The organism is Streptomyces sp. NPDC005195 (assembly GCF_040608315.1).
GTDB classification, from domain to species: Bacteria; Actinomycetota; Actinomycetes; order Streptomycetales; family Streptomycetaceae; genus Streptomyces; species Streptomyces kaempferi.
The window spans coordinates 51,142-76,885 of record NZ_JBEXHZ010000003.1 but is presented as its reverse complement, the minus strand read 5'-3'; the positions used below and the strand labels follow the sequence as shown (position 1 = coordinate 76,885).

Genomic DNA, 25,744 nt, shown 5'->3' with positions numbered 1-25,744 from the left:
GAGGTCCCCCCTGCTCGAGCGGAGCCGAGAGCCTGGGGGAGGGCGGCGCCCCCGTGCGGGAGCGGGGACTTGGGGGATTGAACCGCCCTCCGGAGGGAGCGGTCAAGACCCTTCGCGGTCATACATATGAACGCAGATCAGAAAGCAGAACGATTTTGCCTCTACTTTACTCTCTGGGCTGTTGTCGTGTCCGTGACGGGGACCACACCATGAGCGGGCACTTCGCCAGCACATCGACAGGACGACCTAGGTGACGACGGGCGTACGGGATGCGGGTCCCGTACGGCTGGGAAGGGACGGCGGGACTGGTACGGCTACCTCATGATCTCGCCGGCGTTCACGAGCAGGGACTGCCCGGTGATCGCCCGCGCCCGGTCGGAGGCCAGGAACACCGCGGCGTCCGCGACGTCCCCGTCCGTGGCCAGCTCCGGCAGGGCCATCCGTTCGGTGAGCCGCGCCAGGACGTCCGCCTCCGGTACACCCTCGGTGTACGCGGTGAACTGGACGTACGCCTCCACCGGCGGCCCCCACATCCAGCCCGGCAGCACGGTGTTGACCCGGATCCGGTGCGGGCCGAGTTCCCGCGCCATGGAGTACATCGCGCTCGTCAGCGCGCCCTTCGAGGCCGCGTACGCCGCCTGCCGCACCTGTGACGGGGCGGCCACCGACGACTGCGTCCCGATGATGACGACCGAGCCGCCGCACACCTTCAGCGCGGGCAGGCAGGCGCGGGTCATCCGCAGGGTGCCCAGCAGGTTCACGTCGATGACCGACTGCCAGGTGGTGAAATCCGCGTCCTGCAGGCCGCCGAAGTAGCTGTCCCAGGCGGCGACATGGACGACCGCGTCGATCCGCCCGAACCGCTCCGCGGCCAGCGCGGCCAGCGCCTCGCACTGCGCCTCGTCCGTGATGTCCGTCGCCCGGTACGCGGTGTGCGCGCCGTCCGGGTCGAGGTCGCCCGCGGACTTGGCCAGATGGGCCTCCGTGCGTGCTCCCAGCACGGCGTTCCCCCCGTCGCGCACGACAGCCGCCGCGACCTGATGGCCGAGCCCGGCGCCGACCCCCGAAACGACCACGGTCTTGCCCGCGAGCTGTGACATCGCCGTCTCCTCTCTTTTTGTGGCTCGGTTCGTCTCCGGGGCGCAGAAGCCTGTGTCGAGAGCGCGAACGTGCTCGACCCCTCCTTCGTCGGGGCCGCCGCGCGCTCGCGCTCTCGACACGGGCGCGCCCCTTCGGCTCACTCACCGTGGGCCGCCGCGGCTCTGGCGCTTTGTCTGACGGAGCGTCAGAGTATGGGCGACCGGCGGAGGAAGGAAGGGGAACGACGTGAGTGAGGACACCCGCAGCGAGGCGTACGCGGAACTGGCCGCCCTCGGCCCGTACGGAGTGCGTCCGGGCCACGCGCTGATCACCATGGTCGAGCCGCACCCGGGTCACGAGTACGCGTACAACCGCTGGTACGAGGACGACCACTACTACGCCGGGGCGATGGCCATGCCCTGGATGTACGCGGGCCGCCGCTGGGTCGCCACCCGCGACCTCCAACTCCTGCGCCTGCCGGAGAAGTCGGCGATCGCCCAGCCCGTCACCGCAGGGTGCTACCTGTCGACGTACTGGGTCACCGAGGGCCGCTACGACGACCACATGAAGTGGACCGTCGGGATCAACAGGCGGCTGAACCGCGACGGCCGGGTGTACCAGGACCGGACGCACGTCTTCACCGCCTTCCAGGACCACGAGGCGACCGTGTACCGGGACGGCGCCGCGGGCCCCCGCGACTTCCACGCCCTCGACCACCCCTACGCCGGGTTGGTCCTGGAGGTGATCGACGCCGAAGGGCCCCGGCAGCGGGCCGAGTTGCTGGAGTGGCTGCGCTCCCGCCACCTCCCCCGGCGGCTCGCCCACTCCCCGGCCGCCATGGTCACGGTCTTCCGCCCCACCCCGCTCCCCGGCGACCGCATGACGTATGTGAAACAGGTCGAGGGCGTCGACACGCGGCTGACCCTGCTGTGGTTCCTGGAGGCGGATCCACGGGAGTGCTGGGAGGGGCATTTCGCCGGCCGTGAGGCGGCGGTGGCCGAAGGGGGCCTGGGGAAGGTCGAGTTGGTGGCGCCCTTCATTCCCACGGTGCCGGGGACGGACCGGTACGTGGACCTCCTGCGCTGAACGGGGCTCACCCGCGGGGCAGCCCCCGGAAAAGGGCCGAGCCCCCTCGGCCGGGACGGCGGGCCAGTCGAGAGGGCTCTGTCTGTGGTGCGTATGCGGTTGGTCGGTGCAGTTGTGGGTGTCGGCGAAGATGTCGATGCATCAGGCGAGGTCGAAAGCCCCCCGGCTCACCTCTGCCACGAAGGCGCTCCACGAGTTCGCGGGGAACGCCAGCGTGGGGCCCTCGGGGACCTTGGAGTCCCGAACGGCCATCGCCGCGAGAACCGGGGACTTGACCTCGACACATGCGCCGTTGCCGGTCGAGTACGAGGATTTGGTCCACGTGTCCGTGGCGCCTTGCTGGATTGCCATGATCGCTCCGATAGCCAGTCGTCGAGTTGCTGTCACCGCACCGCGGATCGCTACGGAACTCGCGGTGCGGTTTACGCCAACGTTGTTGCTTGATGGCGTGATCGACGCTACTCGCCAACATCGGCGAGCGAAGCGACTATTCACTCGACCGGGTGGCGTGTGCCAGTGGGGTCTTCCGTCCTGGCGAGGTGGGAGTGTATGGTGCCCCGCTTCCCCGTCAGGGGTGTGTCCGCGGCACAGGAACACGCCTCAGCGCGCGTACTCCTTGGCGATGTCCGCGATGAGCTGTCGCGACTGCTCCACGTTCAGCGCCTGCGCCCGCAGGTGCTCGTACATCACGCTGTACTTCTGGACGTCGTTCGCCTTCTCCAGGTAGAGGTCGCTGGTGACACCCTCGATGTAGACGACGCTGGAGTCGGCCGCGTCGGGGAACTCCAGGATCGCGTACTGGCCGTTGAGGCCCGGATGCGCGCCCATGTCGAACGGGATCACCTGCACCGTGACGTGCGGGAACTGGGACTGCTCCACCAGGTGCTCCAGCTGGTCGCGCATGAGGGAGCGGTTCCCCACCACCCGGCGCAGCGCGGACTCGTCGAGGACGGTCCACAGGCGCAGCGGGTTGTCCGGGGCGGAGATCCGTTCCTGCCGGCGCAGACGTACCTGGACACGCTTGTCGATGTCGGCGGGCGCGGTCTCGGGCAGCGCGCCCGCGATCAGTGCCTCGGCGTACGGCCGGGTCTGGAGCAGGCCCGGGACGACCTGGGGGTCGTACACGCGCAGGCTCGCCGCGTCGGTCTCCAGACCGATGTAGACGCTGTACGGGATGTCGCCGAAGGAGTGCCACCAGCCCTGCTGGCGCGAGTCCTTGGCCATCTGCATCAGCGAGTCGACGATCCGGTGGTCCTCGACCTCGTAGACCCCGCACAGGTCGCGGACGTCACGCTGGCTGATGCTGCGCCGCCCGTTCTCCAGCCGGCTGATCTTCGACTGCGAGACCAGCAGACGCTCGGCGACCTCTTCGGCCGTCATGCCCTTGAGCTCGCGGAGCCGGCGCAGCTCCTGGCCCAGCCGGCGTCGCCGAACGGTGGGATTGACACTTGACGCCACGGGACGTGCACCTCCGGCTGCGGGCCTCTACTTTGCGTATCTGCTGTTGAGCAGATTGCCACCAAGGTGCTTTCTACCGCTGGGAAACAGCGGATATGCGCTGGGTACGGGCCAGTTCGGGGATGTGGCGCGTACAGGAACGCCTCTCACACACCCGTGCGTCCCGTCGGCGCATACCGCACGCATATGCCCTTCACCCGTGAATGCGGCCGCGCGGGGCGGCGGAGCCGTGTCGTCGTCCGGACGTACGGCCCACCGCCCCGCGCGAGCCAGCGGCTCCCGAACCGGATCCTGGGGACTGCGGTGCGGCGCTGGGTGATGCTGGGATGATGCCGGCGGTGCTGGGTACTGCGGGTGGTGCGTGACGACGGTGCCTTCTGGTGCGTGCCGTGGGACTGCGGCTCAGTGGACCACGGCGCGCGCCATGGAACCGTGGCGCGGTTGCATCGGAACACCGCGGGCGGGTTCCGGTGCGGACCTGACTCCGGCGGTGGCCGGACGGCCTGCCGGTGCCGGGCTGCGGCGCGGCTGGACGGCCGCACCGTTCTGAACGTCCATGACCGCGTGGGCAACGAGGCCGCCCATGGGGTCGTGTCTGATCAGGTCCCGCAGCCGGGAGCGGGACGAGCGTCCCTCATTACCCGGATACAGGTGCTTGCCGAGACCGACCGCATGGGCCAGCGCGGCGAGCGCCGCGGTCCGCGGGTCCGGCGGTACGCCGGTGCGGATCGCGCTGTCCAGCCGGGATTTGATCTCCCGGCTGATCTCCGTGTCCGTCGCTTGGTAGCGAGTCGTCGGAAGCACCCCGCACATCTGGCCGGCCACGGCATGGACCATGCCGCACCTCTCCAGATGTGAGAGGTAGGTCTGGCGAAGTCCCAGTCGGGGCCCGCCAATCCAGTTGACCGCGCGTACGGGTGCTCCGCGCCGGCGAAGCAGTTCCAACGCACAGTCCAGTGTTGGATCTCCAGTCGGCCGTGGTGCCACCACGGCGATACGATCCCCGTCTGGGGCTATCCGTCCGGCCAGCGCCAGCTCTACTAGCTGTGCTCCGGCCAGACCGAGGTCGAGCGACTGCGGCTGTGCGGTGGTACCCGTGGTCGGGTCCAACGCCAGCAGCAGAAGCTCCTCCGGAAGTGTTCTGCGGCTCCTGCCCATCCATGCCTCCCCGCGTGGATGAATGACAGGGTGACCCCTCTCACAATGGTCTGTCGAGAGTGCGTGACCGGTTCGTAGTGGAACCGGCAGGTATGTCGTTCTCGTCTACCGCAGGGGTTAAGCCCGCACACAGGACACTGGTACATGGTTCGGACAGCGATGTCCGGGCAGCGGGTCAAGGGTTTCATGGTTCGTTGGGCGCCCGGTGGGTGGCGCACGGAGGAGGCATCGGTGGCGGGCGAGTCCCCCGACAGGTCGAAGCAGCACGAGTCGTCGGCGTCGTCGGCAGAAGCGGCGTCGGGGACCCCCGCCGCGGTTCCGGGGCCGGTACGGTCCGCCGCGGCCGCGACGGCGGACCCCCGTCTGGCGGTGGCCCGCGAGCGGGCCGCCACGGTGCGGGTGGACCAGGCCACGGCGGTGTTCTCGACGCGGGCCCTGGCGGAAGGTTCCGCCGGATCCGGGGAGAAGGCTTCCGCGGGCGCCGGGGAGAAGGCCTCCGCCGAGTCCGGAGAGAAGACCTCCGGCGGGTCCGGAGGGAAGGGTGCCGGCGGGGACGCCCGGCTGCGGGCGGCGGTGGCCGCGTGGGTGTCGGGCGGGGACGAGGAGGAGTCCGAGGTTCCGCAGGAGGCCGGGAGCGGGACCGTGAGCGCCGAGGAGGCGGAGGAGCCCGCCTCGGCCGCGAAGGGCGCGGAGACGGCCGCGGAGGACTCGGAGACGGCCGCGGAGGACTCGGAGACGGCCGACGGGGACGCCGGGGATGCCCAGGGCCCGGCTGACGGAGCGTCGGCTGAGGAATCCACGGACGACAACGATGCCGACGCCGACGCCGACGCCGACGCTGGCGCGGAGGCCGGTGACGACGGGGTGGCCGAGGCTGAGGCCGAGGCCGAGGCTGGTCACGCGGTGGCGGACGACGCCGGGGCGGACACGGACACGAATGTGGACGCCGACGCCGACGCCGACGCCGAGTCGGAGAAGGACGCCGAGCCCGTGGCCGCCAGCGGGGTGAAGGTCGCGGCCGGGACGAAGGCTGCCGAGTCCGAGTCCGAGTCCGGGTCCGAGTCCGAGTCCGAGTCCGACTCCGGGTCCGGGTCCGGGTCCGGTGAGGAATCCCGGTCCGGTGACGACCCGGTCGAGGACGTAAAGCCCGGCTCGAAGTCCGGCTCGAAGCCCGACGCTGGGGGATCGGCGACCCCCGCGACCTCGAAGCCCTTCGTCGACCAGCCCACCGCCGTCTTCAAGGCGCCGCGGCGCCCGGCCGTGGACCAGCCCACCACCATGCTCAAGCTGGGCGACGCGAAGCCGGACGCGAAGCCGGACGCGAAGCCGTCCACGGACAAGCCCGCCTCCGAGGCCGCCGCCAGATCCACCGGAACGACGACGGACAGGCCCGGATCGAAGCCGGGACCGAAGCCGGGACCGAAGCCCGAGCCGAAGCCCGAGGACGAGCCGAAGCCGAAGCCGAAGGCCGCGGCGGAGTCGAAGCCCGAGGCCGCGGCCGAACGCACCAGCAAATTCGTCGCCCTCAGGTCCCTGGACGAACAGGCACCGGCGAAGCCGAGGGCGACCCCGGCCGACGCCACCGCCGCGCTGCCCCAGGTCGGCCCCGAGCGCACCACTCAGCAGCCGCTTCCGCCGAAGCCGCCGCTGGACCTGCTCGCCGAGCTGACGAACACGCCGCCGCCTCCGCAGACGCCGGTGCGCACACTGGTGCGCCGCGTCAAGATCTGGACCCCGCTGGTCCTGCTGCTCGTGGTGATCTTCGCGATCGCACAGGCCGTACGTCCGCTGCCGAGCGCGGCTCTCGGGCTCACCGCCGACGCCACGTACACCTTCGAGGGCGGCACCCTCGACCTGCCCTGGCCGGGCCACGGACAGTCGGCCATAGAGGTCGAGGGTGTCGGCAGCCTCGGCACGGACGGCAAGCAGGCGCCCGCCCCCATCGCGAGCGTCGCCAAGATCATGACGGCGTACGTGATCCTCCAGGAGCACCCTCTGAAGGGGAGCGAGGGAGGCGAGAAGATCACCGTCGACCAGCAGGCCGAGGACGAGTCGAAACTGCCGGACGAGTCGACGGCCGCCATGTCGAAGGGGCAGCAGTTCACGGAGCGCGAGATGCTCCAGATGCTGATGATCCCGTCCGGCAACAACGCGGCGCGGCTGCTCGCCCGTTGGGACTCCGACAGCAAGTCCTTCGTCGCCAAGATGAACGCCGCCGCCAAGAAGCTCGGCATGACGAACTCGACGTACACGGACCCGAGCGGTCTGCAGAAGACGACGGTGAGCACCGCGACCGACCAGCTCAAGCTGGCCGAGCAGGTCATGCGGGACGACGTGTTCCGCGGCATCGTCGGGATGGCCAGCGCCCAGATCCCCGGCCTCGACAGCAAGATCTACAACAACAACGACCTGCTGGTGAAGCAGGTCGGTGTGATCGGCCTGAAGACCGGCTCGTCGACCCCCGCCGGTGGCAACCTCGTGTGGGCCGCCACCAAGACGGTGAACGGCAAGCAGCAGACGATCTACGGCGCGGTCCTCGGCCAGAACGCCGGGACCGGCAAGGTCTGGGACAGCCTCCAGCTCGCCCTCACCAACAGCCAGAAGCTGATCGACAAGGTACAGAAGGGCCTGACCTCCGCCACGGTGGTGAAGAAGGGCGACGTCGTCGGGTACGTGGACAACCAGCTCGGCGGCCGGACCCCGGTCGTCGCCACCAAGAACATGACGGCGGTCGGCTGGCCCGGTCTGAAGACGAAGCTGTCGATCGGTGAGGGCGGCCAGGCGGTCCCGCACACGGGCAAGGCGGGCGACACCGTCGGTGTCCTGACGGTCGGCGACGGTTCCAGCCGGGCCGTCAAGATCCCCGTCGCGCTCCAGAAGGACCTCGCCGAGCCGGGCTTCGGGTCCAGACTGACCCGGGTGAGCTGAGCGGACGTACAGGTGAACGATCGAGCGGACGCGCTTGTGGCGGCGCACGCCGCGAGCGTCCCGGAACACCACGCGAACGCGCGGTGAGCACCGCGCGAACGCGCCGCACCCCGTCGGGGGCGCCCCATCCGGGCGCTCCCCGGCGGGGTGCGTGCTAGCGTCGCGAGATCGGGGCAGGTCGCGGGCCGCGGGTCCCGGGCCGAGCGCGAGGAAACGGGACACAGGAGTGCCTTGTAGTGGCGACAGCGGAGCCGACACACGCCGACGACGCCGATCCGGGCCCCCGGGCGGGCTCGCGAATACGGCTACCCGCACGTTCCGCCGACGGACCGAACGGCGCCGACGGACCTGACGGCGCTCACGGACCTGACGGCGCCGACGAGGAGCCCGGGACCGGCGCCGCCCGGCTGAAGGACTTCGTGCACCGGCACCCCGTCGCGGTCGTCACGGCGCTGGCCGGGCTGCTCCACCTCGCGTGGTTCTTCTCGTTCGCGAACAGCGGCGGGGATCTCGCTGCGCAGGACGCCTGGGCGGAGTTCGTCGGACGGCACCCGGACTCCGCGTACAACCTCGCCTGGTACGGCGGTATGCACCCGGTGTCGTACAGCGTGGTGTCGCCGTACCTGATGTCCGTGCTCGGTGTCCGGACCACGATGATGATCGCGGGGACGCTCTCCGCCGGGCTGCTGACGATGATCCTGATCCGCAGCCGTGCGGTCCGCGAGCCTCTGTGGCCCGCGCTCGCGGGAGTCTTCGCGCTGCTGTGCAACGCGACGTCGGGCCGCGTCACGTACGGCCTGGGCATGGTGTTCGCGCTCGCCGCGGCCGCCGTCGTCTTCTGCTGGCCCTACCGCTGGCGCCACAAACGCTGGGCGAAGGCCCTGTGCGCGGCGCCGCTCGCCGCGCTCGCCACCGGCGCCTCGCCGGTGGCCGGGCTGTTCGTCGGCCTGGTCGCGGCGGCCCTCTTCTTCCAGAAGCGGCGGCCCGGAGCGTACGCGCTCGGGATCGCGCCGACCGTCGTCGTGGCCGCCTCGTCGTGGCTGTTCCCCTTCTCCGGGACCCAGCCGATGTCCGTCGGCTCGGCCTCGCTGCCGCTGATCTACTCCGTGCTGGTCTTCGCGCTCGTGCCCAAGGAGTGGAAGACGGTACGGATCACGTCGGCGGTGTACGGCCTCGGTATCCTTCTCGTCTGGCTGATCAGCTCGCAGATCGGCTCCAACATCACGCGGCTGGCGATGCTGTTCGCCGGGGTGGCGCTGCTGGCGGCCCTTCCCTTCACCGTGCCGAGGACGCGCAAGTGGTACGTGACCATCGTCGCCTTCGCCGGATTCACCGGGTGGATCGGTTTCAAGTCCGTCGACGACATCGTGCACACGACTCCGGCGGCGTCCTGGGCGCGCGAGCTCGCCCCGCTCGTGAACCAGCTCCAGGTCGTCGGTGCCGAGAAGGGCCGCGTCGAGGTCGTCCCGGCCCGCTCCCACCGCGAGGCGTCCGCGCTCGCGCCGTACGTGAACCTCGCCCGCGGCTGGAACCGGCAGGCCGACATGGAGCGCAACCCGCTCTTCTACGACGACACGCTCAACTCCGCGAACTATCACGAATGGCTCCAGCGCTGGGCCGTCCACTACGTGGTGCTGCCCAAGGGGGAGCCGGACGGCAACGGCGGTGAGCGCGAACGTCAGCTGGTCCAGCGTGGCATGCCGTATCTCCGGCAGATCTGGGGCGACGCGAACTGGCAGCTCTTCGCGGTGACCGATCCGACGCCGCTCGCCGATCCGCCGGCCGTCGTCGACCGTGCCGAACAGGGCGAGCTGACCATCGAGGTGAAGAAGGCCGGCCGCGTCCTCATCCGCGTTCCGTACTCGCCGTGGCTGGGCCTGGTCGACGCCAAGGGCAAGAGCGTGAAACCGCCCCAGGAGACGGAGAAGTCCAAGCACCGGACCGAGGGCGCCCCGAAGACGTACGACAACCTCAACGGCTGCCTGATGGAGACCCAGGAGAACGCCGCCGGCGACAAATGGACCGAACTCGTGGCGCCGGCTCCCGGCACGTATCGCCTGGCGGCGCCCTACCAGCTCCCCCGGGGTACCCCATGCCCCGAGGAACTCCGCTGACCCCCGGGGGCTGCCGCCCCCGGACCGCCGCCCTCCTCCAGCCGGCCGAGCGAGGCGGGAATCCACACCGGCAGCTCATCCGCGAGCGTGTGCCGCGTCTCCGTCAGCACCACCCGCTCCGGCACGTCCACGGTCTCGACCACGAACTTCCCGTACATCTCGGAACTCCTTCCCGACAGCCGACCACGGAGGTACTCGGCCAGCGTCCGCTGCGAGGCGAACGGCGTCTCGGCGTCCGCCCAGTAGGCGGCGAGCCGAGCGGCGCCGGTGGTCGCGTCGGCCTCCACCACGTCCGCGATCCGCGCGAGCGGCATGTCGAGCCGGCGCAGGAGCGCGACCGTGCGGGCGCGTTCGACCTGGTCGGCGCGGTAGTACCGGTAGCCGCTGACCTCGTCGACGTGCGCCGGAACGAGCAGTCCGAGCCGGTCGTACAGCCGAAGTGCCTTCGGCGAGAGCCGCGCGCGGGCGGCGAACGCGCCGATCGTGAGCAGTTCCTGATGCACGGGCCCATCCTCCGTCACCGGGCGCGGTCCGCCCGGTGACGAAGAACACTGGTCCCTGCCCCAGGGGCAAGGTCAAACCCCGCGGAACCGGCCCCGGACTCGAAACAGAACCCGGAACCGGAACCGGAACCGGAATCAAACCCGGAACCGGAACCGGAATCGAGCCCGGAACCCCAGCCCGAACCGAGCGAGACCTGCCCCCGACCGCGAACTACGCGAGCGACTTCTCCACCGCCGCCACGACCTCCGCCGAGTCCGGCTCGGCCTGCGGCGAGAACCGCGCCACGACATCCCCACCCGGCCCGACCAGGAACTTCTCGAAGTTCCAGCGGATGTCACCGGTGTGACCCTCACCGTCGGCGGTGTCCACCAGCCGCTGGTACAGCTCGTGCCGCGCGTCCCCGTTCACCTCGACCTTCTCCGTCATCGGGAAGGTCACCCCGTACGTCGCGGAGCAGAACTCGGCGATCTCCTCGGAGGTACCGGGCTCCTGTCCCATGAACTGGTTGCAGGGCACACCGAGCACGGTGAAGCCCTGGGCGGCGTACCGCTCGTGCAGCTGCTCAAGACCCGCGTACTGCGGGGTCAGTCCACACTTGGAGGCCACGTTCACGATGAGCACGGTCTTGCCGCGGTACTGCCCGAGATCCGCGGAGCCGCCCTGCAGAGAATCGATCCGGACGTCGAACACAGAGTTGTCAGTAGTCATGAACGGATGCTAACTCCGCCCGGTTCGGTCACCCGCGTCAGCCGCCCTGAGCCTTCACGAGCACCTCGCCGGCGGCCGTACGGGAGTACAGCACCGACCGCCCGGCCCGCCGCCGCTGGATCAGCCGGGCCTCCAGCAGCACCTTCAGATGCCGGCCGACCGATCCCAGCCCCTGCCCGGTCAGCGCCACCAGCTGGGTCGTGCTCAGCGGAGAGCCGAGGTGGACGAGGACACCGGCGCGGGCGGGACCGAGCAGCGCGCCCAGACTCTCCGGCACGGCCTCGGGCCCGGCGTGGGCGAGCGCCCCGACGCACGGGTAGACCACCGCGTACCGGTGCGGCTCCTCCCATGAGACCCAGCCGTGGGACTGGGGTGTGACCGGCACGAAGTACAGCTCGGCACCCGAGATCTCGCGCGGCGGATACTCGTGACGGTTGACCTGCAGCCGGTTGTCGCCGAGCCAGCGCATTCCGGGCCGCAGCGCGTCCAGCGCGGTCGCCCAGCCACCCTGGCTGAGCTGTGCGCTGCGGGCGACGACGTCGGCCTCCAGGACGCGCCGACGCCGGGCCCAGTAGGGGCGTACGGTCTCCGTCCAGACGTCGGTGAGGAGACGGGCGGCGCGCTCCGGCAGGTCGTCGCGGTGCAGGGCGGCGGGGAGGGGCCCGCGCAGAGCGACGGCGAGGTGGGCGCGGGCGTCCGCGGCCGGCACCTCCCTGACCCGTGCGACCTCCTCCTCGAAGCCGGCCTCGCCGCGCGGCGTGGGTGTCAGGAAGTCCGCGATCCACTCCCGGCCGAGCCCGGACCGGATGAGCAGCGCGGTGACCGGATCCTCGGCCAGCCGACGGCGGTACGCGGGCAGATGGGCGTCGAGCCAGGCACGTTCGCCGGGGTGCGCGGCCGTGCCCGACTGCAGCACCTTGAGACTGGCGAAGGTCTCGGCGAGCGGCGAGAGCACGAAGCGGCTGCCGGCGAGGGTGTCGGCATTGACCTGCCACCACCCCATGTCCGCACCCCGTCCCTTCCGTCACCCCCGTCCCGGCGTCCGCTCCGGCCGCCGGGCCCTTCCTGGTCCCGGGCGTGTTCCCGCCCCGGACCTGTCCCTCCGGGCCTGCTCCTGCCCACGTGGCCGCCCCCGCACCCCCTCCGGTCCGGCATTCCCGCTGGTCCCGGACGTCTCAGCGGCCCGTCCCCACCAGGGTCCCCGTCGGGCCGCCCCGCACCCCCGTTGCTTTCGCCGCCCCGCGAAACATTGTCGACCGCCTCGTACACCGCCCGAGACTGCGCCCATGCGCAGCTACTCCGACCTCTTCCGCACCCCGGAGTTCACTCCGCTCTTCCTGACGTCCGCGCTCCAGGGAGCGGCCTCGACGGTGGGCGGCCTGGCCCTGGGCACCCTGGTCTACCGGGCGACGGACTCACCCCTGCTCTCCGCCCTGAGCATGTTCGGCCCGTCCCTCGCCCAGGTGCTGGGCGCGACCACGCTCCTGTCCGCGGCGGACCGGCTGCCGCCGCGCGCGACGACGACGGGCATCGCCCTCGCCTTCGCCCTCGGTACGGCGGCGGTGGCGCTGCCGGGCCTCCCGGTGACCGCGATCTTCGGCATCCTCTTCGCGCTCGGCCTGGTCGCCTCCTTGAGCGGCGGCGTCCGCTGGGGCCTGCTGAACGAGATCCTCCCCAGGGACGGCTATCTGCTGGGCCGCTCCGTGTTCAACATGATGAGCGGGATCACCCAGGTCACGGGGTACGCGGCAGGCGGCGTCCTGGTGGCCGCCGTGTCCCCCCGCGTCGGACTCCTGACGGCCGCGGCGCTGTACCTGGCGGCGGCGGCCGGCACCCGCCTCGGCCTGACGCGCCGCGCGCCCCGCGCCTCCGGCCGCCCGTCGGTCGCCCGGACCTGGCGTACGAACGCCCTCCTGTGGTCGTACGGCCCCCGCCGCACCGTCTATCTGCTCCTGTGGATCCCCAACGGTCTGATCGTCGGCTGCGAATCCCTCTTCGTCCCGTACGCCCCCGAGCACGCGGGTGCACTCTTCGCCTCCGCGGCCTTCGGCATGCTGGTGGGCGACGTGACCACCGGCCGTCTCCTCGCCCCGCGCGTCCGGGCACGGCTGGGAATCCCGTTCCTCCTGCTCCTGGCCACGCCGTACCTCCTCTTCGCCCTCCACCCGGGCATCGCGGTGTCCGCGGCCTGCGCGGCCGTCGCCTCCGTCGGCTTCGGGTCGAGCCTGATCCAGCAGGAACGGCTGATGGCGCTCACACCCGAGGAACTCGGCGGCCACGCCCTCGGGCTGCACTCCGCCGGGATGCTGACCCTGCAGGGCGCGAGTGCGGCCCTGGCGGGCTCGGTCGCCCAACTGACCTCGCCCGGCGCGGCGATGACCGTGATGGCGACGGCGTCGATCGCCGCGACGGCGGCGCTCACGCTGCCGGGGAGGGGGCGTGGGGAGGAGATGGGGTCAGGGACGAGGTCCGGGTCCGGGTCCGAGTCCGGGTCCGGGTCCGGGTCGGGGTCGGGTGGCCGGGGGAGCGTCACCGGAACCGCGCCGGAGCCGACGTCGGGCGAGGCGAAGCCCTTTCCGTAGGAACGAGTACGGGGATCAGCCCCGTACTCCGCACCCTGCGGGACTCCCTACTCCCTCCTCCGTACACTCCCTCCTCCGTACCTCGTACCCCGCACTCCAGGTCACGGCCCGCGAGTGCCGTGCGCCTCCCTCTGGGCGGTCCGGCCGGGACTTCATAGAGTTCTCGGTGACGCGGATACCGATCCGCGGGGGAGGGGATCGTGCCATGGGCGGCGGACCGGATCAGGAGCGGGCGGGCAGGGGGCCGGTCGACCCCGAGCGGATGATCGCGGAGGCGCGCAAGGCGTTCTTCGTGATGTTCGGGTTCCTGGTGATCGTCTGGCTGGTGCAGCTGGCCAACTCGGCGGGCCACTACGCCCTTTCGCGGGACTACGGGGTGGTCCCCGGCGACCTCGGGACGTTGCCGGACGTCATCAGCGCACCCTTCCTGCACTGGAGTTGGGCACACATCGAGAGCAACTCCGGGCCATTGTTCGTGTTCGGGTTCCTCGCGGCGTACCGAGGTGTCGTCCGCTTCCTCGGGCTGAGCCTGCTCGTGGCGGTGACCAGCGGACTCATGGTGTGGTTCTTCGAACGGGGCGGCGTCGACACGGTGGGCGCCAGCGGTCTGATCTTCGGGTACTTCGGCTATGTCGTGGTCCGCGGGATCTTCGACCGGCACCTGATCGACACGCTGATCGGCATCGTCATGGCGGCCTCCTTCGCCTACCTGCTCACCGTCGCCGTACCCGGGACACCGGGGGTGAGCTGGCTAGGCCACCTCGGAGGCCTGATCGGCGGTCTCCTCGGCGCCTGGCTCTTCCGGGACCGGCGCCCGCGGTCCCTCCCGACCGCCCACTCCGGCGGCGACACCGGGACGGCCGCCCGCCGCGCCCCGCGGGCGGGCACCGGTAACCCCCGGGCGGACCTGCACAAGGAACTCGACGACCTCGGCCTCCTCTAGCGCCGCGACAGGCCCCGGCCGTATCGACCCGCGGACGTGCCGTCCGGCCTTCCCACTCGACCCTCCCGTCCGGCCTTCCCGTTCGACCGAACCGGCCGGCGGCGATCCGGTAAGCCGTCGGGCCGCCCCCGTCCTCACCACCCGCACAGGCCGATCGGCCGAGCCGAGGTGTCGCCCGATCCGTGACGGTCGGCGGACCGGAGACGCCGACGGCGTCACCGCACCGGGTGTCGTCCGGATGGCGCAACGGAAACAGACTCACCCGTCCGGCCGACCTGGCGTGCCGTCGGCTGCCGCGCGGGGAAGCCTAGGATCCGCCACTAGAGAGAGACGTCGCCTACCCCTGTCTGCCATTGGCGAGCCCACGTCATGACCGGAGGAGACGGGATGCTGCACCGTGCCGGCAGGACCTCCTGGAAGCGCTTCGCCCGCGTTCTCGTCCCGAGTGTCATGGCCGCCGGGGCCCTCGGCGTCGGCATGGCCCAAGGAGTACTGGCCGCGTCGTTCCTCATCTCCGGCCAGAAGTTCCAGGTGGCCCTGGACACGCTGGACGCCCAGGGTCTGAGCATCTACGGCACGGTGGACGTGACCAGGCAGGGCACCCTCGTGCCGGTCGTGGTCACCGGGGCCCGCCGCGCGGAGATCAGCGGGCTGTGCCAGTCCGTCGTGGTCCCGATCCCGGTCCTGGGCCCGTACACGCTGAGGATCACCGGCGGCCGACGCAGACCGATCGAGGCGAGGAACCTGTTCCTCGACGCGACATCCGTGTCGAGCAGCCAGGCGAATTTCAACGACCTCGACATCGGTGTGGCGGCGGGGGCGGTCAGCAAGGGCCCGATCAGCCCGCAGGACAGGAACTCCCGGTTCTTCGACCCCAACGGCTTTGCCCAGCAGGCGGATTCGGTTCTCCTGAAAGACGTGCACTTCACCACGGTCGCGGTCTCGGCCGCCACGTTCAATGTCCCCGGCCTCGATGTGCGGCTGAGGCAAGGCCACCACGAGTGCTTCTGATCCGCCGGCACGCGACACGCAGCCTTCGCGCCCGATCGCCACGTACTCCCGCCCGCCGAACATCACGGAGAGCTCACGTGTTCCTCCAACGAAGCGGCGGGCGCGAGGACCTGCGCGTCGCCGCCGCCGGCGCCCGACGGGGATTCAGGACCTGGCGGGGTGAACGCCCCTTCTGGGCAGGTCTGTTCACTCTCGCGGCAGCCTTCCCCATCATCTACTTCCCGTACGCGCGGCTGAACTTCGGCGCCATCCCCCTGGCGATGTCGACCTCGGCGGGCGCGGGGTCGCTGATCATCGGGGTTCTGCTCGTGGTCCTCGCCCTCTCCCTCTGGTTCCAGCGGCAGACGCGCGTATTCGCGGGGATCGCCGTCATCCTGCTCGCCCTCGTCTCGTTCCCCGTCGCCAACTTCGGGGGCCTCCTCATCGGGCTGGTGTCCGGCCTGATCGGCGGATCCCTGGCCTGTGCCTGGATTCCTCCGGCGGACGACCCCGAGGCGCGGCCCGCGGTGAACCGTGCGTCGACCCCCGTCCCCGTGGACGAGGACCACGGTGGATGGTGACGCCCTGACCGGCGGTGGGGCAGGCGGGCCGGAGTCCGGCCCCTGTCATCCCGGCGGTGCGGCGAGGAACCGCGCGGGCGGCCGACTGCCGCGGCCCCTCGCCTGCGCGCCGGCGGTGGCCGCCCTGTCCCTGGTCCTCCAACTCGCCGCACCAGCGGCCTCGAAGGCGTGGATCGCCACCGGCGGTGTCCGTGTGTCCGGGCCACCGGCGGACGCCGGCACACCCGCCGTGCGACTGTCGGCCGCCCGGCTGCCGGCCCCCGCGGCGAACGTCCCCTGGGTGCTGCGTGCCGACAGACTCGTGCTCCACGACAGTGCCTTCCGCGGTGTGGTCGTCGTCAGGACCGCGGCCGGATCCGAGCGGGTACTGAAGTTCACCGCACGGTCGCTGGACTTCGGCGACCTCGATCTGACGGCGGGCCGCGGCCGCGCCGCGATGCGTCTGCGGACCAGGCCCGCGTCCACCTCCACGCTCAAGGGCAAGGACGTGGTGACCCTGTACGCCCGGAAGCTGTACGGCACGCTCGTCGGACTGGGCGGCGCTCCGCTCCCCGTGGACCGCAGCGTCACCGTCACGCCCGACGCGCTGCCCCCCTGGCTCTCCCACCCCACCGCGCCCAGCCGCACCCTCACCTTCGAGAACGTGACCGTTTCACAGATCGCCCGGCTCAGCGGCGACATGTCCCTCGCCGGACCGGCCCTCAGCATCGCGACCCGGTGACAACGAGGTCCCGGCCGTGCGGCGGGTCCGTGCGCGGGCCTGTGCGGCGGGTGCCTGTGGGGCGGACCCGTGCGGCGCGGGCTCGGGCGCCGGCCCGGCCTTCGGACGAGGGGCACGGCGGTGATCAGGGCGAACGGCCGGGCTCGCCCCGAGCGCGCCGACCGGCGGCCGGGACCCGCGCCGCGAACCGGCTCCTGACCTTCACCGCCGCCGGGGGACGAACCTTCGCCCCCTGTCGGGGCCCGATCTTGGCCGTGCTATTTTGCGCTCCTTGATCGTGAAGGTTATGTGGGGGCCATTCATGAAGCCGGCGCGATTCTCACCGCCAACCGCCGTGGCGCTGCTCCTGGGACTGACGACTGTCATAGGTCCCGGCGCGGCCGACTCGTACGCGGCGTCGGGCGTACCGCTGCCGATCGCGCACTTCGCGGACATGGCGGTGGACGCTCCGCACGGACATCTGTTCGTCAGCGGCGGCGCCGGCACCGACGGCATCCTCGTCACCGACCTCGACGGCGGGAACCCGACGACGATCAGTGATGAGCCGGGGGCCACCGGTCTCGCCCTCTCCGACGACGGGTCCGTGCTGTACGCGGCTCTCCCCGGCCAGGACGCGATCGCGGCGATCAGCACGAACAACCTGACCGAGTCGGCTCGTTACGACACGGGCACGGGAACCCGTCCGGACTCGCTGGCCGTCGCCGGGGGCACCCTCTGGTTCGGGTACGGCACGGAGGGAGCCGGCGGCATCGGATCCGTCGACGCGGCCGGCACGGTCACGGTGCGGCAGGATTCCGGCAGTTGGCCGGTGCCGCCGATGCTGGCGACGACCCCGACCCCCTCCGGCGTACTCGCCGCCGCCGCGCAGACGGGCGACACCGCCGCCGTCGTCACGTACCGGGCCCAGGGCGACGCGCTGAGCCGGCAGGCCGCGAAGGCACTGCCCGTCCCCGACCTGAGCGACTTCGCGGTGACGGCGGACGGCCAGTACCTCGCGGTCCCGTCCTGGGTGAACCCGAGCGCCGACCGGTATCGCACCTCGGATCTGGCGGTGGACGGACGGTTCGCCGAGGCCGTGGCCTCAAAGGCCGTCGCCGTGGCCCCGGACGGCACCCTGGCCGGCTGCGGCTGCACCTACGCGGTCCGGGCGCTGCCGGGAACGGGCGAGGGCTTCTACAACGAGTACGACTACGAGTCTCCGCTGAGCCTGCCGGCCCACGGCCTCGCCTGGTCACCGGACGGGAGCCGCCTCTACATCGTGGGCGTGGACGCCTCCGGGGGAACACCGACGCTCCGCACGGCCCGTGACCCGGAAAGCACTTGGGTCCATCTCAACGGAGGTTCGACCACCACTCCGCTCGCCCCCGGCGAGGCCTATGCGTTCCGGACGGGCTTCCATTCGCCTCTCGACCTCGGTGCCGGGGAATCCCTGATACCGGGCACCGTACGGATCACGCGCTACGACGCCGCGGATCCGGACGGCGCGCTCATCCCGGACCCGACCACCACGCGGGCCGACGCGGCCGACTTCTTCGGGTCGTACCACGTCGCCGGCACCGCTCCCCTCAGTGGCCCGCTGAGCTTCCGCGTCGACTACTCCGGAAGCGGCCACTACGGTCCGGCCGGCCAGACCTTCGACGTCCCCGTCGCCAAGTACGCGCCCACCATGGCGCTGACAGCTCCGTCCACCGCCGGCCGAGCCGCGCCGACGACCGTCACCGGGCGTCTGACCTGGCCGCACGCGCATGTGCCGACCGGCGCGGTCCACGTCGTCAAGACCGACCCGGCGCACACCTCCGGCTCCTCGCTGGGCACCGTGCCCGTCGCCGCCGACGGCACCTTCGCCTTCCACGACACCCCGCAGGTCGGCGGCGCGAACACCTACGCGTTCACCTACGACGGCGGCACCTCCTACCTCCCGGTCACGGCGTCGGCGAAGGTGCAGGTGTCCCGTGCCACTCCGAGCCTGAGCGTGACGACCGACGCGAAGTCGTACCGCTCCGGCGCGACCGTCAAGGTCACCGCGCATCTGGGAGCCACGTACAACTCCCGCTCCCTGACGCTGTACGACCAGCCCGCGGGCAAGTCCCGGACCCAGCTCAAGAGCGGCAAGGCCGACGCGCACGGGAACCTCGTCGCCTCCTACAAGGTCACCCGCAACACCGTCTTCAGCGCGGCCTTCACGGGCGACTACCGCTACGCGCCGCGGACGGTGACCACAAGCACGACCCTCACGCCGGCGGTCCGGACGGCGACGCAGTCGCCGTTCACGACCACCCGCGTCGGATCCACCACCTACCAGGTCTTCTACAAGTCCGAAGTCACCATGGGCTTCAACCTCCAGGTCACTCCCCGTCAGTCCGGCGGCTGCACCACGGTGTACCTCGAGCACTACTACTCGGGAGCCTGGCACCAGGCCGCCTCGCAGACCTGCGTGCCCCTGTACTCCGACGGCTGGTACGGCTACGCCCGGAGTCTGAAGCTCTACACGAGCAACGACCACTACCGCATCCGCGGCCACTACACACCTCCGGCCAAGGACGCACAGACCACCGGCGTGTGGAGCCAGTGGACCTACCTGACGGTCCGCCCCGGCAGCCCCTCCTGAGACCGGGTCCCTGTCTTCTCGTCCGTACACCGTCACCCCCCGCGGCACCCGAGGCACCCGCGGTTCAGCGCGGGATTTCACCGGCGTGGTCGACCACGCCGGCGGCCTTGCGGGCGAAGACGTCGGTGAAGTCCTCGGCTCCGTGCCACTGCTGCCGGTAGCCGAGGTAGGCGTAGGTCCTCGGGTCCAGGACCAGGGTTCGTCGTACGGGGTATCTGGTGCCGCTGACGATCTGGACACCCGGTCCGTGCCGGTGGAGCGCGTCTTGCGTCCCTGCGATGAACCGCACGCCCGGAATGAGCTTCAGGGCTCGGAACAAGGAGGCGTTCACCTTGGGAGGAAGGACGGGAGCCGCTTGCATGAGACTGAAGATCGCGCCTGCCTCGTCGTCGAGGGTGGGCGTGGCGTTGGGCCGTACACCCTCGAAGTACAGGGCCCACCGGAGACTCGGGTCGGTTCTGAGCTGTTCGAGGAGAGCGTGTGGCTCGGCGGGCAGTTCGGAGAGAGCCTTGTAGATCATGACGGGTGTGTACGCCTGGCCGATCTCCGGCCTTGTGACCAGCGGGTTGGTGTGGCCGTGCACGTCCGTCCCGCGTAGGGCGATGGTCTCGCCGTTGCCTTGCCACCATCTCTCACTGGTGGAGCACTGCGGCATGCAGTTCACTGATGCCAGGTAGGCCCACTGATGTGGTCCGGGCAGTTGGGCCGAACTCCTCTCGGCGTTCTTCGCCGCCGCCTCCAACACGAAGGCGACCGTGTTCGTCCGCGTGCTCCTTGGGCTGTCACCACCGGCGGAGGCGACCAACACGCCCGCCGTGACCGCGGCCGCGGTCACCGCCGCGATCGCCGTCCGGCGCGCGACACGGGCGGGGCGCCGGCTGCGGCCGGCGTGGGCGGGACCACCACGGCCCTCTTCCACGGCCGCGGCGATCAGCTTCCACCGGCCGCCGGCCAACCGCGCCGCGGTCGGTGCGGGCACCTCCGCCCGCAGTTCGCGCAGCGCGCTCAGATCGTCGAGGTCACGCATGGCCGTCTTCCTCCGACTGGGACGTAGGGGTGGGATCGATGTCGACGAGGGCGACGCGCATCTTCTTGCGGGCCCGGTTGAGCCGGGAGCGGACGGTGCCCAGCGGGATGCCGAGCCCGGCGCGGTGAGCGTGGCCGCACCCACAGTGCTGCCGACTTTGAGCTGCCAGCAGCCCGGCTTGTAGGGATCTGGCGTGGCGTCCACGATGCCGGAGGCCGCGAGTGCTTGCCCGACGACATCGGGGAGCTGGTAGGCGCGCGAGCGGCCGTATTCGCGCAGTTCGATGGACGGGGCAGCGGCGCTCACGGGGCACCGTCGCTGGAGGACCCGGGTCAGGAAGCCGAACCGTCGAGGCCGAGGCGGATCACGGCGAGTGCCTCGGCGATCTCGACGGTCATCTCGTCCTCGGGTCCGAACACCGTGCACATGTCCTCGTGGAGCGGTTCGAGGACCTGCCGGGCTTCGACGGCCCGGCCCTGGGCGAGCAGCAGCATCCCGATGTTGTGCCGCAACTCCACGGCTTCTTCGCTCACGTCGCTGTCGACGGCCCGTACGACGTTCAGCACACCCTGGAGCGCGGCGAGCGCGGCGGTGACCTGGCCGAGTTCGGCGCGGCACCGGGCTGCCTGGGCGCGGCAGGCGCGGGCCTGCTCGCCGGTGGGTCCGGAGATGCGGGCGTACGCGTCGGCGAGGGCGTCGAACTCGGGCAGGGCGGCCCGGTAGTCGCCGCCGAGGAGGCGGATCGCCGCACGCTGGCTGCGCAGCGCCAGCACCTGCTTGCTCTCGGAGCCGAGAGCGAGGGCCGCGGGTTCGATGACCTCGCCGAGCACCTCGGCGGCCTGCGCGAACCGCTCCTCCTCCAGCAGGGCGTCGGAGTGGGCGTACGCCTCCCTGATGTCCTCGCGCAGCCGGTCGGGGACGGGCGCCGGCTGGGCCCCCGGGAGGACGGCTGTCGGCGTCGGACCGTCGGGTGCGGGGGCCTGGGCGCGGGCGCGCGGCGCGAAAGGGTGCCGGAACACGCTCGTCGGATCGGGTGCGCCGGTCGGCCCGGCATCGGATGTGCCGGGCTCCCGGCCCGGCGGCGGGAGGAACGGCAGCAGCCGCGCGTACACCTCCTGCGTGTCTGCGGGCCGCGCCTCGGACGCTTTGCGGAGCAGGTGCAGGACCAGCTCCTCCAGCGCCTCGGGGACGTCGGCCCGTAGCTGTCGCAGCGGAGTGGGAGCGGCGTTGACGTGCTGGTACATCAGCAGGTATTCGCTCTCCGCCGAGAACGCCAGGTGCCCGCTGAGGAGTTCGTGCAGCACACAGCCCAGCGCGTACAGGTCGGTCTGCGGGGTGATGCGTCCGCCGCGGACCTGCTCGGGCGACATGTACTGGTAGGTGCCGACGGGGGTGCCGGTGGCGGTCAGTTTGGTGACGTCGGTGCGCAGGATCGCCGCGATGCCGAAATCGAGGACTTTCACGGTGCCGTCGCGCGCGACGAGGATGTTGCCCGGCTTGAGATCCCGGTGGATCACCGGCACCTCGTGCGCGTACGACAGCACGGTCGCGATCTGCGCCGCGACGGCGGCCGCCCAGCTGACCGGGAGCGGCCGGCCGGGGTCGAGGTAGGCGGACAGCGGCACGCCGTCGACGAGCTCCATCACCAGGAACAGCCGCTCGTACGAAGCGTCGAGCACCGCGTCGTACACCTGCGGCACGCCGGGGTGCTGGATGCGCGCGGTGATGCGGGCCTCGCGGCGGAAGCGTTTGGCGAACTCCTCGGCCATCTGCGGTGAGGTGACCGCCTCCTGCCGGATGAGCTTCACGGCGACGGGCCGGTCGAGCACGGCATCGTAGCCGCGCCACACGTCGCCCATGCCGCCGTGGCTGAGCTCCTCCAGGAGTTCGTAACGGTCGGAGATCGCCTCCTGCGGCACCTTGCCCCCGGTGTGCGTGAAGATCGGCCACGGTCAGGGGTCAAGTGTGACCGCTGTGTCGATCCGGCGTCCAGCGGTCGCGGTGCGACAGGGCTTGAGCGCGGCGGTGGACGGCGGGCAGGGGGGCGCGGCGGCCGGTCGGCCTGGCGTCGGCAGGACGTACTCCGCCCAGACCGTCTTGCCGGGGCCGCTCCGGCGCGGGTGCCAGTCCCAGCGGTCGGCGAGGTGCTCCACCAGGAGCAGGCCGCGGCCGGTGTTGTCGAGCTCCGTGGGCGTCTCTGCGACCGGTACGCCTTCGGTGCGGGTGTCGGTGACCTCGATCCGTACGGTCGTGGCGTCGCAGGCCAACGCGAGGTGGAAGTCGCGTCCGGGGACCCGGCCGTGCCGGACGGCGTTGGCGGCGAGCTCGGCGACGATCAGCGTCAGCGCGTGATGCGTGTCGCAGTCGTAGGGGACGCCCCACGCGTCGAGGCGATGCCCGGCGAGGCGTCGGGCGAGCCGCGCGCCCCGCGGAGTGGAGCTGAAACGCATCGCGAAGTGGCTTGTGGGGCGGGCGGGCCGAGAGAAGCGGTCGGGGGCAGCGGTTTCATCGGTCATGCCCTCCACGCTCCCGGCGGTGTCGTAGCGTGACCAGTAGTGACGCACCGCCACGTTCCGGTTGTACGCGACGGAGCGGGAGGAGTACGAGGCACGCCGCGTGACCGGCTCGGGGCGGGCGCGTTGGGCCGGGGAACTGGGCTGGGGAGACGGTGGAGCCGATGGAGTCGGACGAGCAGGGCGAGGGCGAGCGGGAGGACGCCGGGCCGAGGCCGGAGGACGAGCCGGGATCGGGCGTGGTGGCGGCGTTCGGGCGGCAGTTGAAACTGCTGCGGGTACGGGCGGGCCTGGAACGGCCGGAGTTCGGCAAGCTCACGGGCTACGCGGGCCAGTCGATCGCCTCCTTCGAGCAAGGTCGGCGGATTCCCTCACCCCGGTTCATCGACCGCGCGGACGAGGTGCTGGACGCCGGGGGCGTCCTCAAGGCGCTGAAGGAGGAGGTGGGGCGGGCGCAGTATCCGGCGTTCTTCAGGGACATGGCGCGGTTGGAGGCGGGCGCGGTCGGCCTGTGCGTGTACGCGGCGCATGCGGTGCCGGGCCTATTGCAGACAGAGGATTACGCGAGGGCTGTTTTCCGCATGCAACGCCCTCTACTCGATGACGACGTCATTGAACAGCGTCTGGCGGCTCGGATGGTGCGGCAAGACATCTTCACTCGTCGGCCACCACCGCTGCTGAGCTTCATCATCGAGGAAGTGGTGCTGCGCAAGCCGATCGGTGGACTGGCGACACTCCGCGAGCAGTTGGAGCAGATCCTGCTCGTGGGGCAGAACCGCAACGTGGAGATCCAGGTGATGCCCACCGACCGAGAAGACCACGCAGGGCTGGGCGGACCCTTCAATCTGATCGACACTGCCGAAGGGCGACGCATCGCGTACACCGAGGTACAGGACGACAGTCGCCTGTACACCAGCGCCGGAAAGATCCATGAGCTCGAAGCCCGATATGGCATCCTCCGGTCACAGGCACTCACCCCCTGTGAGTCGCTGGCCTTCATCGAGGAACTGCTGGGAGAGAAATGAGAGTTCAGCAAACCGAGTCGACTGTGCCGGTGACGGCCTGGCTCACGAGTAGCTACAGCAGCGGCGGGGGTGGTGAGTGTGTCGAGGTCGCATCCGCCGTCGACGGCGTACACATCCGGGACTCGAAGGTCCGATCCGGTCCGGTTCTTACGGTCACCCCCGGCGCGTGGGCCGGGTTCGTCGGGCTGGCGGCCGAGCAGGCCGTCTGAGCCGTACATTCGCAAGCCCCGTGATGGCCCAGCGGCACTGGCGGCTGGGCCACACCACCGCCCGCGACGCGAACGCGGGCGGTGCGAGCGCGTCTACGCGAACGCCTACGCGGGCAGCGCGGGGAATACGACCACCGAGCCGTCCGTGTTGCGGGCTATCTCGATCGCCACGTCCGTCGTCCGGCTGTTGACCGTGACGCCGTCGCCCAGTCGGCGAATCCGGTATGCCGCGCGCATCAGGCGTTCGACTTCACCGGTCGTGATGACGGGGAGCAAACCGCTCGGGCCTGCCAGCTCCAGCGCCGACAGGCGCACCAGGACAGTGGCGATGCTCGACTCCATTTCGTCGAGTCGCTGCTGGTCGCGCTTGAGTGCGCGGGTGAAGTTCTGGAACGGATTGCCGGGGTTGCTCTGGGCGCTTTCGACTGCCTGGAGGATGACGACCCGCCGCATCAGCGCGATGGCCAGCGAGGCGAGTTCGAGGTGGGCGCGGAACGTGCCGCCATGGTCGCCGACGCCGGGGAACGACTTGGTCAGCGTGTCGAGTTCGACGGCCTTACCCTCTGGCAGGTTGTCGAGCGCACTCTGCCACCGGGCGAGACGGAGGTCGGCTTTGCCCAGCGCAGTGTCGATGGTGTGCACTGCCGAGTCGAGCCCCAGCGAGACACCGAGCTTGCCCTCGTCGAGCAGGATGGCCGTGGCCTTGTCGATGGCGGCACGGCTGCCGTTGAGCGCGCTGTGCTCGTCGTCGAGTTTGTCCTGCTGAAGTTGCTCCAGCAGTTCCGTGATGTGTTCGATGGCCTGCTGGCGCTTGTGGTCGGCGTGCGCACTCACCCCCACCGCCACGGCCATGAGCACGAGCGGAGCGGCCACAGTGAGCACCGTGCCGCCGGCGGCTGCGGCACCGGCTGTCGCACCGGCTCCACCGACCGTGCCCGCCGCTGCCGCTCCTCCGACTGGCACGAACCTCGCTTTGGCGGCGATCCTGCCCGTCGTCGTGTTCACGATGTCCCCGAAGACGCGACCGGCCGCCCCCTTCGGCTCCATCAGGCGAACGGTGCCCTGCCCGAACTGGGCGGCGACCTTCGCCGGGACCACTATGCGATACAGATTCTCGCCGGAAGCGGTCGCTCTGGCCGCCGTGAGGGAACTTCGCGTCGATTGCGTGATGAACTGTGACAGGTGCTGAGCCAGGGGACTCGCGGCGTCGAGCGGGAGGCCCTTGGCGCGGTCGATCTTGGCGGGCAGCGGATGCGCCTCAAGTGTGACGATCGGCTCGTCGGCCAGGACGGCCAGCACTCCGCGCAGTTCCGTCAGGCGCTCGGCCGTCATCGACTCGCCCGCGGTCAACCCTGGCACCTGGACCTCACCGGTCGCCAGCGTCCACACCGGAACGATTCCCTTACGGTCGTCACTCATCGTCTCCCCTTGTTCTCCCACAACAGCCCATGGCTGACGTCCGACAAAAACGGTATGAACCTCGTGTACCTGCGGCCGCCGGGTCGCAGA

The 25,744-nt window shown here is 70.9% G+C and carries 21 protein-coding genes and 1 pseudogene; 11 read left to right on the top strand and 11 right to left on the bottom strand.

The genetic code is table 11. The annotated features are described in order from the left end of the window. Window positions 1–314: 314 nt before the first annotated feature. The gene (locus tag ABZV34_RS04830; RefSeq protein ID WP_356271317.1) at window positions 315–1,100 is read right to left on the bottom strand and encodes an SDR family oxidoreductase; all 786 of its coding nucleotides are present in this window, start codon (window positions 1,098–1,100) and stop codon (window positions 315–317) included. Window positions 1,101–1,326: 226 nt separating this feature from the next. Here ABZV34_RS04830 and ABZV34_RS04825 point away from each other — a divergent pair, with 226 nt between their 5' ends. Beyond that, window positions 1,327–2,166, top strand: coding sequence for a hypothetical protein (locus tag ABZV34_RS04825; protein WP_356271315.1), 840 nt, complete (start codon window positions 1,327–1,329; stop codon window positions 2,164–2,166). Window positions 2,167–2,307: 141 nt separating this feature from the next. Here the strand turns inward: ABZV34_RS04825 and ABZV34_RS04820 are convergent, their stop codons facing one another. From ABZV34_RS04820 to ABZV34_RS04810, 3 genes are all read right to left on the bottom strand, one after another. Beyond that, window positions 2,308–2,517: a DUF397 domain-containing protein gene (locus tag ABZV34_RS04820; RefSeq protein WP_356271313.1), complete on the bottom strand. Its 210-nt coding sequence runs from the start codon at window positions 2,515–2,517 to the stop codon at window positions 2,308–2,310. Window positions 2,518–2,766: 249 nt separating this feature from the next. Next, a complete protein-coding gene (locus ABZV34_RS04815) occupies window positions 2,767–3,624 on the bottom strand; it encodes a helix-turn-helix transcriptional regulator (protein ID WP_148008906.1) in 858 nt (285 codons plus the stop codon). Between the two features lie 402 nt (window positions 3,625–4,026). Beyond that, entirely contained in the window at window positions 4,027–4,782 is a 756-nt protein-coding gene (locus ABZV34_RS04810; RefSeq protein ID WP_356271311.1) for a GPP34 family phosphoprotein, read from the bottom strand. Window positions 4,783–5,013: 231 nt separating this feature from the next. On the opposite strand from ABZV34_RS04810, the gene ABZV34_RS04805 reads away from it, so the two are divergent. Beyond that, on the top strand, window positions 5,014–7,710 hold the full coding sequence (locus ABZV34_RS04805) for a serine hydrolase (protein WP_356271309.1): 2,697 nt from the start codon (window positions 5,014–5,016) through the stop codon (window positions 7,708–7,710). A gap of 236 nt (window positions 7,711–7,946) precedes the next feature. Continuing rightward, complete coding sequence (locus ABZV34_RS04800) at window positions 7,947–9,824, top strand: MFS transporter (protein WP_356271308.1); 1,878 nt, start codon at window positions 7,947–7,949, stop codon at window positions 9,822–9,824. A 32-nt stretch (window positions 9,825–9,856) separates the two neighbouring features. Here the strand turns inward: ABZV34_RS04800 and ABZV34_RS04795 are convergent. The 3 genes and pseudogenes from ABZV34_RS04795 to ABZV34_RS04785 all read right to left on the bottom strand — a co-directional run. Beyond that, window positions 9,857–10,345: pseudogene (locus ABZV34_RS04795) on the bottom strand (helix-turn-helix domain-containing protein); the annotation flags it as partial. Between the two features lie 193 nt (window positions 10,346–10,538). Next, the gene (locus tag ABZV34_RS04790; RefSeq protein WP_356271307.1) at window positions 10,539–11,036 is read right to left on the bottom strand and encodes a glutathione peroxidase; all 498 of its coding nucleotides are present in this window, start codon (window positions 11,034–11,036) and stop codon (window positions 10,539–10,541) included. Window positions 11,037–11,073: 37 nt separating this feature from the next. Then, a complete protein-coding gene (locus tag ABZV34_RS04785; RefSeq protein WP_356271306.1) occupies window positions 11,074–12,039 on the bottom strand; it encodes a transcriptional regulator in 966 nt (321 codons plus the stop codon). A 283-nt stretch (window positions 12,040–12,322) separates the two neighbouring features. Between ABZV34_RS04785 and ABZV34_RS04780 the strand changes: the two genes are divergently transcribed. From ABZV34_RS04780 to ABZV34_RS04755, 6 genes are all read left to right on the top strand, one after another. Then, window positions 12,323–13,618 carry an MFS transporter gene (locus ABZV34_RS04780; protein WP_356271305.1) on the top strand — a complete coding sequence of 432 codons (1,296 nt, stop codon included), beginning with the start codon at window positions 12,323–12,325 and terminating at the stop codon, window positions 13,616–13,618. 205 nt (window positions 13,619–13,823) lie between these two features. Continuing rightward, window positions 13,824–14,561 carry a rhomboid family intramembrane serine protease gene (locus ABZV34_RS04775; protein ID WP_356271304.1) on the top strand — a complete coding sequence of 246 codons (738 nt, stop codon included), beginning with the start codon at window positions 13,824–13,826 and terminating at the stop codon, window positions 14,559–14,561. A gap of 387 nt (window positions 14,562–14,948) precedes the next feature. After that, entirely contained in the window at window positions 14,949–15,572 is a 624-nt protein-coding gene (locus ABZV34_RS04770; protein WP_356271303.1) for a DUF6230 family protein, read from the top strand. 77 nt (window positions 15,573–15,649) lie between these two features. Beyond that, entirely contained in the window at window positions 15,650–16,132 is a 483-nt protein-coding gene (locus ABZV34_RS04765; protein ID WP_356271302.1) for a DUF6114 domain-containing protein, read from the top strand. Then, on the top strand, window positions 16,122–16,853 hold the full coding sequence (locus ABZV34_RS04760; RefSeq protein WP_356271301.1) for a hypothetical protein: 732 nt from the start codon (window positions 16,122–16,124) through the stop codon (window positions 16,851–16,853). The genes ABZV34_RS04765 and ABZV34_RS04760 overlap by 11 nt, the downstream gene beginning before the upstream one ends. 301 nt (window positions 16,854–17,154) lie before the next feature. Then, complete coding sequence (locus ABZV34_RS04755) at window positions 17,155–19,461, top strand: hypothetical protein (RefSeq protein WP_356271300.1); 2,307 nt, start codon at window positions 17,155–17,157, stop codon at window positions 19,459–19,461. Window positions 19,462–19,525: 64 nt separating this feature from the next. Here ABZV34_RS04755 and ABZV34_RS04750 read toward each other — a convergent pair whose 3' ends face one another. From ABZV34_RS04750 to ABZV34_RS04740, 3 genes are all read right to left on the bottom strand, one after another. After that, window positions 19,526–20,488, bottom strand: coding sequence for a CU044_5270 family protein (locus tag ABZV34_RS04750; RefSeq protein ID WP_356271299.1), 963 nt, complete (start codon window positions 20,486–20,488; stop codon window positions 19,526–19,528). Window positions 20,489–20,820: 332 nt separating this feature from the next. After that, window positions 20,821–22,407 (bottom strand): serine/threonine-protein kinase, encoded by a 1,587-nt coding sequence (locus ABZV34_RS04745; RefSeq protein ID WP_356271298.1) that lies wholly within the window; start codon window positions 22,405–22,407, stop codon window positions 20,821–20,823. Between the two features lie 33 nt (window positions 22,408–22,440). Beyond that, window positions 22,441–23,004, bottom strand: coding sequence for an ATP-binding protein (locus ABZV34_RS04740; protein ID WP_356271297.1), 564 nt, complete (start codon window positions 23,002–23,004; stop codon window positions 22,441–22,443). Window positions 23,005–23,165: 161 nt separating this feature from the next. Here ABZV34_RS04740 and ABZV34_RS04735 point away from each other — a divergent pair, with 161 nt between their 5' ends. Beyond that, window positions 23,166–24,026: a helix-turn-helix transcriptional regulator gene (locus tag ABZV34_RS04735; protein WP_356271296.1), complete on the top strand. Its 861-nt coding sequence runs from the start codon at window positions 23,166–23,168 to the stop codon at window positions 24,024–24,026. After that, window positions 24,023–24,235 carry a DUF397 domain-containing protein gene (locus tag ABZV34_RS04730; RefSeq protein ID WP_356271295.1) on the top strand — a complete coding sequence of 71 codons (213 nt, stop codon included), beginning with the start codon at window positions 24,023–24,025 and terminating at the stop codon, window positions 24,233–24,235. Before ABZV34_RS04735 ends, ABZV34_RS04730 begins: the two co-directional genes overlap by 4 nt. A 105-nt stretch (window positions 24,236–24,340) precedes the next feature. Here ABZV34_RS04730 and ABZV34_RS04725 read toward each other — a convergent pair whose 3' ends face one another. Continuing rightward, the gene (locus ABZV34_RS04725; protein ID WP_356271294.1) at window positions 24,341–25,654 is read right to left on the bottom strand and encodes a hypothetical protein; all 1,314 of its coding nucleotides are present in this window, start codon (window positions 25,652–25,654) and stop codon (window positions 24,341–24,343) included. Window positions 25,655–25,744 lie beyond the last annotated feature (90 nt).